Here is a 15,052-nt window from a genome sequence, read left to right as displayed (position 1 = left end):
GCTGTCAAGGCTCAGGTTGCAATGCGAGCCATGAAATCGGAATGGTCAACGAACCAGCTTCGATAGATATCGAAATACCGATCTAGCGGATGGGTCAGAACTTCCCCGTGGTATCCAAAGCCTGTCATTAAAGGAAGATGATGAATATTCGCCGGATGACGATCATGGTAGATAATGTCCTGAAACGACAGCGGCTCGAGACCCGCTCTCCGATTCATGGAAGAAAGAACCGTCGCATCAATAACCTGACCATCCTGCAACGTGATCCACGCGTGTGCGTGGGCCGGAACGCCTACCGGGTAGCCGCTCTCATCGCAATCAATCCGGTACCCCGCACGAAGATCCCTTTTTAAGCGCTGACGACTAAGTGAAACGTAGGGACCATCAGGAAGCAGGACATCTCCAATGGTAACTTCGTGCCCCAAGCGTAAATCCATCAGGACGTAGGACACTTCCCTGACCACCTGAAAACAGCGCCCAGCCAGACCCGCAGTGTTTTCCATGAATTCCTGAAAGTCCAAGGCAAGTGCGTCGGTGACGCCCGAGATATCAACTTGGCAGCTTGAGTCCACCCTCATGCGCTTGCCGGGCTTGGTCGCGGGCTTGATCAAGCGTCAGGTGCTCGACCGACCCTAACGTACGACGCTTACCGTGCGCCCAGGTCACGATCCAAGCTTTGTGCCCTGAGGGCTGGACGCGAAGGATCAAACTACGAACCTGAGCATCCCTGAGCTCGTAGGGGCGATCTCGGGGCTCAGCTGTGAGAACAATGCGCTTGGTAAGGGCGGATGACATCAGGCAACCTGTCCATAAGTGGCGATAGAGCCAACTTAGGAAAGGATGCGAGGCGATGTTTGGATGCGGATCGTCCGCGGCTACTTACCGAGTTGACCTACGCCCCTGATACAGTTCGAGTCCTCACTTACCTGGACAGAAGCATTCCGGGCACGGAGCATCTCACGGCATTAACAAAGGTTCGGGATCAACATGATGACGATTGAACACCATGGAGTCTCAAGCGCCGCATTACACATGGCGGGCAACGACTGGCTGAAGAAGGAAATCCTCTTTTACGACAAGGTTTCACTACTTCACCTAAATCAAGCGATCCATGAACTACGTCATGGACGACACCAAAGGCTTACACGCGCCGCAGAGCTTGAATACCTCGTTGACGAGGGGATAATTATTGAAGGACGACTCCCCAGCGACACATCAACCGACGAAAAGATACTTTCAGCCTACAGCGACGCCACGAGATCAGACGACAGAATCGATGAATTGCTCGCAAGCAAAGTCCGCGACCAGAACTGGGAGAACGAGCTCCAGAGGGCCATTCAAGCTAGGGACGCATTCCTTATCAGAGCATGCGCAATTGCGACCAACAATGAGGGAAGAACGATCTCAACAGCACTAGTTTCGCCAAACTCATTTGATGATATAAGCAGAGAGACTTCTCAAGTTCGAACGGCACGTGTAGTGCTTAACAACTTCCCTATCCCCGGCGACGGCACCTCTTTTCAGGACATCATTCACCTTCGACAGGACTCAGAGCTACAGGAAATGAAGAGATCGCTACGACGCTGGATAAGGAACCTCGACACATCTCGATGGACTGACGGGGAATTGCAGGAGGAGATCACCGACCTAATGGAGCAGTACCGCAGTTATATGAGGTTGCAGAAGATAAAGCACGAGCGTGGAAGCCTCAGTGGACTTATCAAGGTTGTTGCAACCACACTCGAATCGACGGCGAAGCTGAAGCTTGCGAAGCTGGCTGAATTAGGAGTCGACATTATTCAGGGGAATTCCGCCCTCACTGAAGCGGAACGCGTTGCACCCGGACGCGAGCTCAGCTACGCAATCAAGCTCCACGATCGCATCAAAAGGTAGGCTCTCGGGCGTGATGATTCGACCAGGAGAGCTATTCGAGACAACCTTACAATGTAAGTTCACAGCAGCGAGGATTTCCTCGAGGTCGGTAAGGCGCACCTGAACGGCGCACCTTGTAGGCTAGAGTGCCTTTTCTGCCGCTTCGTAGAACCTGAGCGCCCCTGAGCTCATAGGGGCTACCCCGGGGCTCCGACGAAAGAGCGAAGCGTTTGGTGGGCACGGATGACACCGGGCGGGGCCGTAAGTGGCGATGGAGCCACCTCCGGACAGAATGCGAGGCAACGCTTGGATCAAGATCGCCTGCCCCTACACATCCTCTTCGTCGTCAAAATCGAGAGGCTCTGGCGATTTGTAGAGAACAGAGCGCCCCACTCTTCCTTTGAACTTCAGCTTCTTCTCAAAATAGAATTTAAATGCATCAACAAGCGCATCCGGCGCCCTAGGATCCAGAAGTATTCGGTTAACCAAACCATGCGCGTCAATAGGCACTTTAATACCCTTTTCGCTATGGTGACCTAGTTTTCCTGGATGATATACCGCCGCCCTCCACTCACTCTCATGCTGGAAAGCCTCTCTCTTCATGTAGAGCATCTCCACCGCGTGCTTGGCTTTGAAATCCCTTCGCAGCCTTCCTGCCAAGGCTCTACAATCTTCGTCTAACTTGAACTGAGGAAGGTACGCAACCGGCCCGCCCCTCCATCTAAGGCCATCCTTCAGGATTCCAGCCCTGACCTGCTCCTCCAACTTCGCCGGGAAAGTAGAAATCCTGACACCCATGCCATGTTGTGAGTAGATCCTCCACATCGCGTCCGAGGCCGCAAGCTGGCACCAGCACTGTGCGAAGACCCCTCCACCACTCAGAGGAATGCCTCTCTTCTCGTATGGGTCGTCCCACTCTGAAGGATTGGCAAAATACAGTTCGTTAGTGTCAAAAAGCTCAACGACACGCGCGAAGTCCATGATGCGATAGATAGAACCAGAACTCTTTATATCTGACATATCGACTAATCTATATTGAGTGGAAATTAGTCAAATAAATCTCTAAATTGACCATTGATTGTGCACCAACGTTACCTGATTAACCCAGTAGATGATCCTTTCGACATCCCGTCTAGAACCAATAAGAAAACGTATCTTTTCAGCAGCAGAGAATAATCCTTCCCCAGGGTTGTTACCCCCACCTTTATGCACGACCAAGACGGTCAGCATCGACCTTCCTTGCGCATGCACGTAAATAACAATGTCTTCAAGCCTTCTCGCAGTCTCTTCATGGTCAGCGTCCAGTGCCATGTCAAGTTCGATCAATGGAGCGACATCTCCGTATATCGCGAGAGATCCATCGATTGCAAGCTTAACTGGCATTTCGTACAAAACATGATCGATGGCAATAACATCCATAGTTCCACCCTAAGTCTGCAATTCTCACGCACATCTAATTTCGCGACATCCGTCAGCGAAGAACTGGTCCACCGAGTTCCTGTCCTTGCAGCCACTCCGTCCAAAAGCCTAATGATGCCTTCAAACAGAGATGAGTCTGATTTGCACTTATGTGCCACTGCAATAGCGATCAAAACTATATCGTTGCCAGTAGTTCTACAGATGACCAGCGCCTGCACCAGCGCGCTCCAGCCCTACCACTATCAGGTAGCGCGGTGATCCAATCGCACAGAACAATCTAAGCGAACAGACGAGTAGACGACCCGCCTCACCGTCGACCCAATCGACGCGAATCTCGTGAAGCGCGTCGCTCGGTGGCAGTTCCTCGTGCCAGCAACCGATCAGTCGGTTAGACAGAGGCTCATCGCCCTTGATGATGTCCAGCACGAGAGGGGCGAATGAGTTGACTCCTAGTTCAGCTATTGCAAAACAGTGCGCAATCTTTGCAAGCATCCTCAAGAATGATTCAGGATGAATCGAGCCGATATGAGCACTGCCTCCTTCTTGAAAGCCACTAAAGAACTTTGGGTCATAACTACCCCAAGTCCACAACTGGCAATCAAGCGCTTCAGTGTTCTCTGCACCACTGATGATGGTCGGAAGTGGCATCGTGAGCGCTATGTACAATCCTGGCACGAGGTCGACGTCCCAGTCTTGCTTTCGCCCTAGCGGGCGAATCTCGCCATCCACTCTATCTGCAAGCCAAAGCCCTACGTTGTCTTTACGCTTTCGTGGCCGCTTTGTCGGAGCGCCAATGACTTCGCGAAAGATACCGATACTCTGCTTTGTGTAGCGTGCCTCAAAAGCGCTTGTCATCGATGCACAAGGTCGACAACTTGATTTCGGTAGAACCAATGCGTCCCCGGCCAGGCTCTCCGGCAAAATGTGCTCGTCTTCAAGCCCTTCCGTTGCACCGCAGTACACGCATACCCCAAGAGCAGGGTACTCCTTGGCCTTGGCCGGTCGCCAGATGGCTTTACGAGGCATCCATCCCCTCCCTCTGATGGGGGAGCAACGGTAGCGCTGCTCGTGAATTCCATCATAAGGCTACCGGAAGCCGGATTACGGACCGTTCCCTGCATGAGCTTCAAGGATGCGTACCATCCGCAACTAGTAGCAGGGACGCCGAGCAAGCAGTCTGTCCGGCAACAAATCCCTCACCAATCAATCAATTCCAACGCACCACAAACAAAAAAGCCCCGACCAAGGCCGGGGCTTTTCTACAACTGGTGCCGGAAACAGGAGTCGAACCTGCGACCTACGCATTACGAATGCGCCGCTCTACCAACTGAGCTATTCCGGCTGAGCAGGCGATTTTACGGGTAGCCCACCCCGCTGGTCAATCCGCCCCTACCCGGTTGCCACAGGCCCGCCCGGCGGCGAAATCAGCCAGGTTGCCCAGGGTGATGGCCGAGATCTCCTGCAGCGCCTCCACGGTGAAGAAGCCCTGGTGGCCGGTCACCAGTACGTTGGGGAAGGTCATCAGGCGCTGGAAGGCCTCGTCGTCGATGATCTCGCCGGACAGATCCTGGAAGAACAGCGCGCTTTCCTGCTCGTAGACGTCGATGGCCAGGTGGCCCAGCCGGCGCGACTTCAGCGCGCGGATCACCGCGTGGGTATCCACCAGGCCGCCACGCGAGGTGTTGACCAGCATCGCGCCGGGCTTCATGCGCGCCAGCGAGGCGTCGTTGATGAGGTGCTGGGTGTCCGGGGTCAGCGGGCAGTGCAGCGAGACGATGTCCGCGCGCGCCAGCAGTTCGTCCAGCGCCACCATCTCGCCCAGCCCGGCGAAGTCCGGCGACGGATAGGGATCATGGCCAAGCACCGTACAGCCCATGCCACGGAAGATGCGCGCGGTGGCCAGGCCGATCTTGCCGGTGCCCACGATGCCCACCGTGCGCCCGTGCAGGGTGCGGCCCAGCAGACCATCCAGCATGAAGTTGCCTTCGCGCACGCGGTTGTAGGCGCGGTGGGTCTGCCGGTTGAGGGTCATCACCAGCGCCAGCGCGTGTTCGGCCACCGCTTCGGGCGAATAGGCCGGCACGCGGGCAACGAACAGGCCCAGGCGCGCGGCCTCGGCCAGGTCGACGTTGTTGAAGCCGGCACAGCGCAGCAGTACCGCGCGCACGCCCAGCGCGTGCAGGGCCTGCAGCACGGGGGCATCAAGGCGGTCGTTGACGAATACGCAGACGGCGGCGCAGTCCTGCGCCAACGCGGCGGTGTGTACGTCCAGCGTGGCATCGAAGTGGACGAACCGGAAGCCCTGCCCGGCGCCATCGCGCGCGTTGGCTTCTTCCAGGAAGCGGCGGTCGTAGGGACGGGCGCTGAAGACGGCGATCTGCATGGGCGGGCCTGCACGGGAATCCTGCGCAGACCATAGCGCACCGGCGGCAATGCTGCCGCCGGTGCGCCCTTTACTCAGAACGCGTAGCCGAGACCCAGCATCACGCCGTTCTGTACCTGGCCATCGCGGCGCTCGCCCACGTAGTCCACCATCACCGACAGGCGGTCACTGGCACGGCTGGTGACGCCCAGGTTCCAGGCCAGCACCTGTTCGCCCAGGGTCTGGCTGCTGCTGCCGAACACCAGGTCCGGGGCCGCGGCGAAGCCGGTGCTGTAGCGGGCCTGGGTGTCGCCCAGTTCCTTCTGCCAGACCACGCGCGCGCGCGGGGTGATGCGCTCGCCGTTGGCACGGTTGAAGGTCTTGAACAGCTGCAGGCCGGCACCCACCCGGATGCTTTCCAGGCTTTCGCCACGGCCGGCCAGTGCGCCCGCGCCCTGCCCTTCGTTGAAGCGGGTGGCCGAGGTGCGCGCGTAGTCCACCACCGGCAGCAGCGGCTGCACCACCAGCCCGTTGCCGGTGGTGAAGCTGAAGCCGTGCTCCAGGCGCGCGGAGATCGCATCGTTGTTGTACTTGGCGCGCAGCGAATCGTTCAGGCCGTCGATGCCGGCAATGCCGCGGCGGGTGTCGTGGCGCAGGTCGGTGTAGCGCACGGCGGCCGACAGGTAGCCACGCGCGTAGGTGGCATCGATGTAGCCACCGATATCCAGCGCGCGCACGTCACCGGTGAAGCCGGAACCATCGCGCGCCTTGGTCGACATGTCCGCCGCCGCCACGCTCACGCCCAGGCTCACGCGGTCATCGGCCACGCGCGTATCGGCGCCCAGCACGATGCCGCCCACGGTGTGGCTCAGGCCGGCCACGCCGCCTTCGCCGTCGATGCGGCCATGGCTGCCGAAGCCGCGGCCCCAGAAGCCGTGGTTGCGCGCACCGGCGCCGCTGTCGGTACCGGCCACGGCCTGCGCGGCGGGCTCGACCAGATGCATGGCCAGCTGGTTGAACAGGCTGCCGCTGGCCATGCCGGGCTGCGCTGCAGCCGACTGCGCCGCCTGCGCCGCCAGGCCGCCGGCATCGCCGCTGCCGCTGCGCAGGCCGGCCTGGTGCTGCGTCACCACGCTGCCGATGCTGCCCAGCAGGGCGTTGTCGGCCAGGCGCAGGCTGGCGTGCCCGTCACCACGCAGGGCACCGGCCTGCTGCGCGATGACATCGCGGTCGGCAAACTGCAGCGCGCCCAGCAGCGACTTCAGGCGGGCATCCTGGCGGTCACCCGCCGCGGCCAGGGCAACGCCCAGGCTCTGGTTGCCGTTGCTGGCGGTCAGCTGTGCCAGCTGGTCGAAGCCCGGGTTGGCGGTCAGCGACAGGCCGTCTTCGGTCTGGTTGATGTTGAAGCTGAGCAGCGAGTTGTGGCGCGGGCGGAAGACTTCGTTGTCGGTGATGCTGGCGCTGTAGCCCGTATCACCCAGGCGCACGGCGTCGGCGAAACCGTCCTCGTAGATCGGCCCGGTGACCAGTTCGCGCTGGTAGTTGCCGGCATAGAAGCCCTGGGCGACGTTCAACTCCAGGTGCGCGCCGGGCGAGATCACCAGCGCGCCATCGGTCTGCCCGCCGTCGAAGAAGGTGCCCACGCGCAGGCGGCCGGTATCGCTGCCACCGGCTTCGGTGACATCGAACAGCACGTTGCCGCCCGGCATGATGTTGACGTAGCCGTGGGTGACCAGGTCGCCACCGCGCGGCATCAGGGTGCCGTACACGCGCAGGCGGTTGAAGCCGTCCTCGCGCAGCGACGGGCCGGTCGCGCCGAGCAGCGCATCGGTATCGGTTTCCAGCGAGGCGATGTCGCCGTGGCCGACCACCATGCCACCAGGCATCACCCGCACTTCCGGTGCGCGCAGCGCGCCACCTTCCAGCGCGATGGTGCCGCCGTCGACCAGCATGAAATCGGCGCCGGTGGTGGCCGAGGTGCGCCAGGTGCCACCCTTGGCCACGCGGATCACGCCGGCCGAGTTGGCCAGCGCGGAGGCATCGAGTTCACCCAGGCGCAGCTTGCCCAGCAGCAGCTGCTGGATGCCCGGGTCATTGAGGTAGTCCTGCACCGAGGCATCGCCGATGCCATTGGGGCCGTCGCTGGCGGCGTTGTAGATGCTGACCGCAAGGTTGATGTAGGTGGTGGCGTAGCCGGCATCGTTCCAGCGCGAGAAGTCGTCCTCGACGAAGGCCTGCAGCTGGCGGGCGGTGGACATGTAGCCCGGGTTGATGTCACCGCTGACGTTGCCGGCGACGGTCAGGGTATCGCCGGGGTTGCGGTAACCGGCCTCGGTGATGATGTTGTTGCTGTAGATGTCCTGGCCCGGGAAGAGCTGCAGGCTGCGGCCGCTGCCATCGGGATCGAAGCTGACCGACGTGCCGTTGGTGCGGGCCGGGTCGCGGAACACCAGCAGGCCGTTCGGCGCCACCACTTCATACATGGCCTTGTGCAGCAGGCCGGCATCCATGCCGCCGCCGTAGTTGTCGGTGTAGATCTGGGTCATGCGCGGCGACGGCGCGTAGGTGATGCGGCCGCCGCTGCTGGCGGCGTGGATCTGCACCGAATCGACCGTCGGCAGATCGCCTGCCAGATAACGGTTGACGCCGCCGGACTGCATGATCGAGCACGACGAGATGCAATGCCCGGACACGATGGTATCCAGGCCGTTGGTGCGGATGATGGCCTGCAGCCACTCACCGGCAATCAGCGCGCCACCGTTGGAGGTGCGCAGCACGACTTCGCGGATCGGCCGGCCTTCGGCCTGTGCCTTGGCCAGCAGGGCCGGCAGCGCGACCACGTCGGCGAAGGTGACGCCACCACTGAGGACGACGCGGTCGTCCTGCACGTGGTAGTTCATCGCCCCTGCGTTGCCGATCGCGCCCAGCGTTGCCATACCCACCAGGCCGGCCAGGGCCAGGCTCAACTTCGAATGCTTCATTGCGGTCTCTCTCTCCAAACCCGCACCACGCGGGACGAAAGCAGAACGCCGCAGCGCGCCGATCTCCCCCAGTGCATCGCGCACGAAAATCTGAATGCGTTCACATAACGCATTGGCATACGACACGGACTTCCCCCTTTGGTCATCGTCTTGTAAAACTCGATGACGCGTTCGTCGTTCGAGGCCCTTCCCCTGTCCGCCCCCTCCCCCCTGCCCCGTCGCGCGCCGGACCCGGCCGGGGTTCCGGATGCCTTCATCGCCTTCATCCGCGAGGAACGCGCGCCGCTGTGCGCTTTCCTGCGCATGCGTGGCGTCGGCCCGGACGATGCCGAGGACATTGCACAGGACAGCATGGAGCGGCTGATCCGCTACCGCGGGCACAGCACCGACGAACTGCGCCTGCTGCTGTACCGCATCGCCCGCAACCGCCTGGCCGACCGCGGGCGCTCGTCGCAGGCGCGCAGCCACCTGCCGCTGGGTGAACGCGATGGCAGCGAGGAGCCTCAAGGCACTTCTCCCGATCCACTGCGTCAGGCAGAATCCGGCCAGATGATCGCGCTGCTGCGACAGGCACTGTTCAAGCTTCCCGAACGTGCCCGCGAGGTGTATCTGCTCAACCGCATCACCGGGATGAGCTACGCACAGATCGCCCGGCACTGCGGCATCACCGCCAAGACGGTGGAAAAACACATCGCCCGTGCCCTCCAGGGCCTGCGCAAGGAGCTGGGCAGCAATCCTCTCCACACTGATGGAGATAGTGAGTGACCCGCGACGCCTACATGGATGACACGTTGCTGTTCGAGCGCGCAAGCGCCTGGGTGGCCCGGCTGGAAGCCCCTGACTGCACGTCGATCGAGCGCGAAGCGTTCGAGGATTGGCTGGCCGAGCACCCTTCCCACGTCAGCGCCTGGGCACAGGCCGAGACGCTGCACCAGCGCAGTGCCGGCCTGTCCGGCGACCCGTGGCTGCGCACCGCCGCCAGCCGTGCCGCCCGCGTGCCGGTACGCCGCTGGCTGCCTTCGGTGGCGGCAGCGGCCGGCGTCTGCCTGGCAGTGGGCATCGGCTGGATGGTCTTCACCGATGGCAACCCGACGCCGCAGATCTACGCCAACGCCAGCCACCAGCCGCAGGTGCGCACGCTGGCCGATGGCAGCGTCGCCACCCTCGATGCCGGCACCACGCTGAGCGCCCGCTTCGGCTGGCGCAAGCGCGAACTGGAGCTGGAGCGTGGCCGCATGCAGCTGCAGGTGGCCGCATCCTCGCGCGCGCTGCGGGTGCAGGCCGGCGGCAGCAGCATCCGCGATATCGGCACCACCTTCCAGGTCGAGCGGCTGACCGATGGCCGGGTGGAAGTGGCGCTGCTGGAAGGCGCCGTGGAAGTGACCAGCGGCAGCGCCCAGCACACGCTGGCCCCCGGCCAGCAGCTGCAGGTGTCGCCGTCCGGCCGCATCCAGCCCGGCCCGCAGCTGTCCACCACCGCCGCCGCCGAAGCATGGCCCGAGGGCCGGCTGGTGTTCGACGCCACGCCGCTGTCCACCGTGGTCGAGCGCATGAACCGCTACGGCAGCACGCCGCTGGTGATCGCCGACCCGGACATCGCCGACCTGGCGGTGAGCGGCACCTTCCGTGCCGGCGATGCGCACGAACTGCTGTCCGCCCTGGAACTGGGGTGGTCGATCGCTGGCCAGCCGCGCAAGGATGGCGCGCTGGAACTGCGCCGCACCTACTGAGGCGGCGCGGATGCCCAGCCCCGGGGCACTGCGACAGGGCCTGATGGTCCTGCTGTGGCTTGCCCTGGCCGGCGCCACGGCCGCTGCAGATGCACCCGCCACCGCACCCACCGAGTACCGCATCGCCGCCGGCCCACTGGTGCCGGCGCTGCAGCAGTGGGCACGGCAAAGCGGCCAGGCGCTGGTGTTCGATGCACGCGAACTGGCCGATCTGCGCACCCCTGGCACGCAGGGCCCGCAGGAACCTGCCGCTGCACTGAAAGCGCTGGTGGCCGGCAAGCCGGTCAACATCCTGCGCACCCCCAGTGGTGGCTTCGTGCTGCGCCGCCATGCCGTGGCTGCGGCACCGCCGGCCCGGGTCGTGCCGGCCCCGCCGCCGCGACCGCAGCGACCGGCGCAGGTGGAACTGGCACCGATCCATGTCACCGGCAGCCGCCTGCCACGCAGCTCGGTGCAGACCACCCTGCCGGTGACGGTGATCGAACGCGAGGACATCCTGCGCAGCGGCTACGGCACGCTGTTCGATCTGCTGCGCCACCTGCCCGGCATGAACGGCCACCCGCCGCTGAGCACCTCGCGCGGCGGTGATTCGCTGTACCTGCCGGTGGGCGCCGCCGCCACCACCAGCCTGGACGGCATGGGCCCGCGCGCCACCCTGTTCCTGGTCAACGGCCGCCGCCTGCCGCGCTACCCGATGGTGTCGCTGGAGGAAGGTGGCCTGACCGACCTGGGCGGCATTCCGCTCAGTTTCGTCGAGCGCATCGAACTGGTGCGCGGGGGTGCATCGGCCATCTACGGTGCCGACGCGATGTCCGGCGTGGTCAACATCATCCTGCGCGACCAGGCCGACGGGCCGGAGGCCACCCCGCAGACCGGCGCCAGCAGCCGCGGCGACGGCGACCAGCACCGCGTGCAGGCCGCCACCGGCGGCGTGCGCGGCAACGGTGACCGCTGGTTCGCCGGCCTCGACCTGCACCGCCTGCGCCACGTCGCAGGCGACCGCCGCCGCTGGCATGCCGACAGCGAGCTGTACCCGATCGGGCTGATCCTCGCCAACGGTGATTACTACCCCGCCAGCGAATGCCACGCGCCGCTGCAGGAGGAAGAGGATGGCTGCTGGTACGACAGCGTGCGCCCGCGTTCGCTGCAGCCAGCATCGGACACCGTGGCCGGCTACCTGCGCTACCGCCACGAGCGTGGCGATGGCCGCTATGCCTATGTGGAGGCGCGCGCCAGCCACAACCGCCAGCGATTCGAACTGGGGCCGACCGCAGTCGCACTGAACTTCAATCGCAACGCCCTGCTCAACGTGGTGCTGCAGGAGGGCGGCGAGGTGCAGCCGCGGGTGCGGGCCAGCGAAGGCGACCTGACCGTGGGCATCGGCCGCGACCAGAGTGGCCGCAGCTGGGAGGCCGGCCTGAGCGCGCAGCGCAGCCAGGTGGACCTGCGTACCGGGGGCGCCGTGCGCAGCGAACGCCTGCTGGAGGCTGCGCTCGCGCTGGACTTCCTGCCCGGTTTTTCCACGCTGCCACCGGGCCTGGCCGACGAACTGTTCCCCGACATCCGCAACCGCGGCCGTACCAGCCAGCTGCAGGGCTGGTGGGGCGTGCAGCGCGAACTGATGAACCTGCCCGGCGGCAAGGCGCAACTGGCCACCGGCATCGACCTGCGCCAGGAGCGCTGGACGTCGCTGCCCGACCCGCTGCTGGGCAAGGGCGAGCTGGCGCTGGGCCTGCCGCTGGAGCAGCGCCGGCTGTCGCGGCCGAGCAGTGCGGCCTACGCCGAAGTCGGCCTGCCGCTGGCCTCGACACTGCGCCTGGACCTGGCGGCACGGCTGGACCGCGATGATGGCGACAGCGCGTTCTCGCCGCGCGCCGGCCTGCGCTGGAGCCCCAGCCCGCACTGGTCGTTCCTGCTGGCCAGCGGCCGTGGCTTCCGTGCGCCCAGCCTGTTCGAGCGGCGGCGACCGCCGGCCTACTTCGGCCTGCTGGCGCTGCCCGCATCGGACACCCTGCCGCCGTGCGCACTGCCGCTGCGCGGCGGTGGCTGCGCGGTGGAAGTGGATGTGGTGGAGAACGATGCACTGCGCGCCGAGACCTCGCGCAGCCATTCGCTGGCGGCCAGCTGGACGCCCACCGACGCGTTCTCGCTGTCGCTGACCCACAACATCGTCGAGCTGCGCAACGAGATCCTCGCCCTGCAGCCAAGCGATGCACTGTGGAACCCCGACACGTGGGAACTGGATGAGCAGGGCCGCCTGCGCGACCTGCGCCTGTCGTTCGACAACATCGGCCGCACCACCTCGCGCAACTGGGTGCTGCGCGGCGAATACCGCATCGATGCCGGCCGCGATGGCCAGTGGTTGTTCTCGCTGGATGGCCTGAAGCAGCAGGAACTGCGCCGGGACCGTGCGCATGGCCAAGCGGTGGACCTGCGCGGCCACGCCACGCCCACGTTCGCCGGCATCGTCAATGTGCAGTGGCAGAATCCCTCGTGGGACATCGCCCTGCGTGGCAACCGCGTCGGCCGCACGCGTGCGTGGCTGGCCGGTGAGGACTGCCCGCAGCAACAGCACGATGATCGCCGCTGCATGAATCCGGCACAGCTGCGCTGGAACCTGCACGTGGCACGCAAGCTGAGCCCGCGCGTGGTGGCCGCGCTGGACGTGCACAACGTGCTGGACACCGCGCCGGTGAACTACCTGGTTGGCAGCGGCGGGCAGATGGCCGGGCTGGATGATCCGCTGGGCCGCTACTTCCTGCTGACCCTGCAGTTCCGCTGACCTGCTTTTGTAGCGCCGAGCCATGCTCGGCTGCCGCTCCTCCTGTAGAGCCGAGCCATGCTCGGCTGCCCCACCTCCTGTAGAGCCGAGCCATGCTCGGCTGCTTCTGCCAACAGCAGCCGAGCATGGCTCGGCTCTACAAGTTCGCGGCCCCCGCAAACCGCTTTCACGCATGCGGGGCTACAGTGGCCGCACACCCTTCTGGAGGCACGCCATGCGTCCCTCGATGTTCCAGGCCGGTGCGTCGCTGGCACTGGTGCTCTGCATCGCCAATGCAACAGCCAAAGAAGCCGCCCGCGCCCCTGAGCCGCCCGACCAGCCGCTCGCGCCGTTGTTCCAGCAGGTGCAGCGCGCCCATCTGTTTGCCGACCAGAAGACCTTCGCCGATGCCGTGCCGCATCAGCCGGCTGCGGCCGTGCTGGCCGACTGGCAGGCCGCACAGCGGCAACCCGGCTACACGCTGCGCGATTTCGTCGCGACCCGCTTCACGGTACCGGGCGATGCGCCGGCCTACGTGCCACCCGCAGGGGAAACACTGCGCGCGCACATCGAAGGCCTGTGGCCAGTGCTGCAGCGGCACACCACCACCGTCGATCCGCACGGTTCGCTGCTGCCCTTGCCGCACCCGTACGTGGTGCCCGGCGGCCGCTTCCGCGAGGTCTACTACTGGGACAGCTACTTTACCCTGCTCGGCCTCGCGTCCAGCCAGCGCTGGCAGCAGGTGCGCGACATGGTCGACAACTTCGCCTGGCAGCTGGACCAGTACGGCCACATTCCCAACGGCAACCGCAGTTACTACCTCAGCCGTTCGCAGCCGCCGTTCTTCAGCCTGATGGTGGAACTGCTGGCCCGCCACGAAGGTGACGATGCATACCGGCGCTACCTGCCGCAGCTGCGCATCGAACACGCGTTCTGGATGCACGGCGCCGAGGGCCTTGCACCCGGCCAGGCGCGCGAACGCGTGGTGCGGTTGGCCGATGGCCAACTGTTGAACCGCTACTGGGATGCGCGTGCGGTGCCGCGTACCGAATCGTGGACGGATGACCTGGCGACCGCGGCGCAGGCATCACGGCGACCGTCATCGCAGGTCTACCGCGATCTGCGCGCCGGTGCCGAATCCGGCTGGGATTTCAGCTCGCGCTGGCTGGATGACCCGGCGCAGCTGTCCAGCATCCGCACGACCGCCATCGTGCCGGTGGATCTGAACAGTCTGCTGTTCCAGCTGGAACAGACGTTGGCACGTGCCAGCACCGCATCAGGCGCGCGTGAGGATGCACGCCACTACCAGCAGTTGGCGGCCTCGCGCCGCGTGGCCATCAATACGCGGTTGTGGGATGCGCGCCAGGGCTACTACGTCGACCGCGACCTGGACAGCGGCCAGCAACGCCCTGCCCTCACCGCCGCAGCGCTGTTTCCGCTGTGGCTGAAGGTTGCCGACGCAGCACAGGCGCGGCGCACCGCCGATGCCGTGGAAGCCGGCCTGCTGCGCTCAGGCGGCCTGCTGACGACCCAGCACGATACCGGGCAGCAATGGGACGCCCCGAACGGCTGGGCGCCGCTGCAGTGGGTGGCCGTGGATGGGCTGCAGCAGTACGGCCAGCAAGCGCTGGCGCGGACGCTGGGCGTGCGCTTCCTGCGCACGGTGCAATCGGTCTACGACCGCGACGGCAAGCTGGTGGAGAAGTACGTGGTGGATGGCTCGGCCAGTGGCGGCGGTGGCGGCGAATACCCGCTGCAGGATGGCTTCGGCTGGAGCAACGGCGTGACCCTGGCCCTGCTTGATCGCCTGTGCGCGCCGGAGCGCACCTGCGAAAGCGCGGCCGACGTCGAATGAGCGCGTTGTAGAGCCGAGCCATGCTCGGCTGCGCTTTTGTAGAGTCGAGCTTGCTCGACTGCTGTTGGCAGA

General features: G+C 64.4%; 11 protein-coding genes and 1 tRNA gene. 5 read left to right on the top strand and 7 right to left on the bottom strand.

The window, feature by feature from the left end:
* Positions 1-11: 11 nt before the first annotated feature.
* Positions 12-611 (bottom strand): hypothetical protein, encoded by a 600-nt coding sequence (locus tag C1927_RS21340; RefSeq protein ID WP_159095307.1) that lies wholly within the window; start codon positions 609-611, stop codon positions 12-14.
* 379 nt (positions 612-990) lie between these two features.
* Between C1927_RS21340 and C1927_RS21335 the strand changes: the two genes are divergently transcribed.
* A complete protein-coding gene (locus C1927_RS21335; protein ID WP_159095306.1) occupies positions 991-1,893 on the top strand; it encodes a hypothetical protein in 903 nt (300 codons plus the stop codon).
* Between the two features lie 306 nt (positions 1,894-2,199).
* On the opposite strand, the gene C1927_RS06270 is transcribed toward C1927_RS21335, so the two are convergent.
* The 6 genes from C1927_RS06270 to C1927_RS06255 form a co-directional block, all read right to left on the bottom strand.
* Positions 2,200-2,853 (bottom strand): DUF2971 domain-containing protein, encoded by a 654-nt coding sequence (locus tag C1927_RS06270; RefSeq protein WP_159095305.1) that lies wholly within the window; start codon positions 2,851-2,853, stop codon positions 2,200-2,202.
* 81 nt (positions 2,854-2,934) lie between these two features.
* Complete coding sequence (locus C1927_RS21330; RefSeq protein WP_159095304.1) at positions 2,935-3,291, bottom strand: hypothetical protein; 357 nt, start codon at positions 3,289-3,291, stop codon at positions 2,935-2,937.
* Between the two features lie 195 nt (positions 3,292-3,486).
* On the bottom strand, positions 3,487-4,317 hold the full coding sequence (locus C1927_RS21325) for a hypothetical protein (RefSeq protein ID WP_159095303.1): 831 nt from the start codon (positions 4,315-4,317) through the stop codon (positions 3,487-3,489).
* Between the two features lie 240 nt (positions 4,318-4,557).
* Positions 4,558-4,633: transfer RNA gene (locus C1927_RS06265), tRNA-Thr, on the bottom strand.
* Between the two features lie 36 nt (positions 4,634-4,669).
* Positions 4,670-5,674, bottom strand: coding sequence for a 2-hydroxyacid dehydrogenase (locus C1927_RS06260; protein WP_108746197.1), 1,005 nt, complete (start codon positions 5,672-5,674; stop codon positions 4,670-4,672).
* A 74-nt stretch (positions 5,675-5,748) separates the two neighbouring features.
* On the bottom strand, positions 5,749-8,634 hold the full coding sequence (locus C1927_RS06255; RefSeq protein ID WP_108746196.1) for an autotransporter domain-containing protein: 2,886 nt from the start codon (positions 8,632-8,634) through the stop codon (positions 5,749-5,751).
* Between the two features lie 162 nt (positions 8,635-8,796).
* Between C1927_RS06255 and C1927_RS06250 the strand changes: the two genes are divergently transcribed.
* The 4 genes from C1927_RS06250 (at position 8,797) to treA (ending at position 14,980) form a co-directional block, all read left to right on the top strand.
* Entirely contained in the window at positions 8,797-9,399 is a 603-nt protein-coding gene (locus tag C1927_RS06250; protein WP_174208676.1) for a sigma-70 family RNA polymerase sigma factor, read from the top strand.
* Positions 9,396-10,364 carry a FecR domain-containing protein gene (locus C1927_RS06245; protein ID WP_108746195.1) on the top strand — a complete coding sequence of 323 codons (969 nt, stop codon included), beginning with the start codon at positions 9,396-9,398 and terminating at the stop codon, positions 10,362-10,364. Before C1927_RS06250 ends, C1927_RS06245 begins: the two co-directional genes overlap by 4 nt.
* A 10-nt stretch (positions 10,365-10,374) precedes the next feature.
* The gene (locus C1927_RS06240; RefSeq protein ID WP_108746194.1) at positions 10,375-13,146 is read left to right on the top strand and encodes a TonB-dependent receptor; all 2,772 of its coding nucleotides are present in this window, start codon (positions 10,375-10,377) and stop codon (positions 13,144-13,146) included.
* A gap of 214 nt (positions 13,147-13,360) precedes the next feature.
* Positions 13,361-14,980 carry an alpha,alpha-trehalase TreA gene (gene treA / locus C1927_RS06235; RefSeq protein WP_108746193.1) on the top strand — a complete coding sequence of 540 codons (1,620 nt, stop codon included), beginning with the start codon at positions 13,361-13,363 and terminating at the stop codon, positions 14,978-14,980.
* The last annotated feature ends 72 nt before the right edge of the window (positions 14,981-15,052 follow it).

The sequence above is a fragment of the Stenotrophomonas sp. ZAC14D1_NAIMI4_1 genome (assembly GCF_003086775.1).
Classification (GTDB): Bacteria; Pseudomonadota; Gammaproteobacteria; order Xanthomonadales; family Xanthomonadaceae; genus Stenotrophomonas.
Note: the sequence above shows the minus strand (reverse complement) of the source record. Positions and strands in the feature narration are given on the sequence as shown.